The sequence below is a fragment of the Thauera phenylacetica B4P genome, assembly GCF_000310225.1.
GTDB classification, from domain to species: domain Bacteria; phylum Pseudomonadota; class Gammaproteobacteria; order Burkholderiales; family Rhodocyclaceae; genus Thauera; species Thauera phenylacetica.
In genome coordinates, this window is record NZ_AMXF01000473.1 from 1 (window position 1) to 1,203 (window position 1,203).

Annotated in this window: 1 protein-coding gene; it reads right to left on the reverse strand. The window is 68.0% G+C overall.

Annotation, left to right across the window (positions count from 1 at the left end):
- Positions 1-65: 65 nt before the first annotated feature.
- On the reverse strand, positions 66-1,049 hold the full coding sequence (locus tag C667_RS23120) for an ABC transporter permease (protein WP_004389307.1): 984 nt from the start codon (positions 1,047-1,049) through the stop codon (positions 66-68).
- Between the last annotated feature and the right edge of the window lie 154 nt (positions 1,050-1,203).

Consider the following 1,203-nt stretch of genomic DNA (forward strand, 5'->3'; position numbering starts at 1 on the left):
CGCAGCGGCGGGGGTGGGCGTGGGGGGGTCGGTGCGCATGGCGGGTTCCGGGGTGCCGGGGGCGCTCACTGCCCGCGCCCGCTGCGCTGCACGCGCAGGCGCGGGTCGACGACGAAGTAGAGCAGATCGACGATCAGGTTGATGACGACGAAGATCAGCGCGATCAGCACCAGGTAGGCCGCCATCACCGGGATGTCGACGAACTGCACCGCGGTGATGAAGAGCAGGCCCACGCCCGGCCACTGGAACACCGTCTCGGTGATGATGGCGAAGGCGATGATCGAGCCGATCTGCAGTCCGGTGATGGTGATCACCGGCAGCAGGGTGTTGCGGAGCGCGTGGCCGAAATGCACGGCGCGGTCGGTCAGCCCGCGCGCGCGCGCGAACTTGATGTAGTCGGTGCGCAGCACCTCGAGCATCTCGGCGCGCACCAGCCGCATGATCAGCGTGAGCTGATACAGGCCCAGCGTGATCGCCGGCATCACCAGCGACTTCAGCCCCGAGGTCGTCAGCAGCCCGGTGGTCCACCACCCCAGGTCCACCACCTCGCCGCGGCCGAAGGCGGGCAGCACCTTCAGCTCGACCGCGAACACGTAGATCAGCAGGATGCCGATCAGGAAGGTGGGCAGCGACACGCCCACCAGCGACAGCCCCATGATCGCGTGGCTCAGCCAGCCGTCGCGGCGCAGTGCGGTATACACGCCGAGCGCGATGCCCAGCGCGAGCGCACCGAAACCCGAGATCAGCGCCAGCTCCAGCGTGGCCGGCAGGCGCTCGGCGATCACGTCCGCCACCGGCCGCGCCATGCGATAGGAAACGCCGAACTCGCCCTGCGCCGCGTTGGCCACGAAGCGCAGGAACTGCAGCGGCACCGCATCGTTCAAGCCGAGCGATTCGCGCAGCGCCTCGCGCTCGGCCATGGTCGCCTCCTGCCCGACCATGTTGTTCACCGGATCGCCGATGTAGCGGAACAGGCCGAACGCGACCAGCGCCACCGTCAGCATGACGAGGACGGATTGCAGCAGGCGGCGCAGGATGAAGGCGGGCATTCGAAGGGTGAGGGGTGAGGGGTGAGGGGTGAGGGGTGAGGGGTGAGGGGTGAACGTACGTGATCGCGTATTACAGGCGGGGATCGCGACTTGCGTCGCTCCTACAGTTTTCCGCGGGGCATTGAAGCTCGAACTGTAGGAGCGACGCGAGTCG

What these genes read in the sequence shown, in the direction of transcription:
- C667_RS23120 (WP_004389307.1), bottom strand. Translation starts at nt 1,049, where the DNA reads ATGCCCGCCTTCATCCTGCGCCGCCTGCTGCAATCCGTCCTCGTCATG.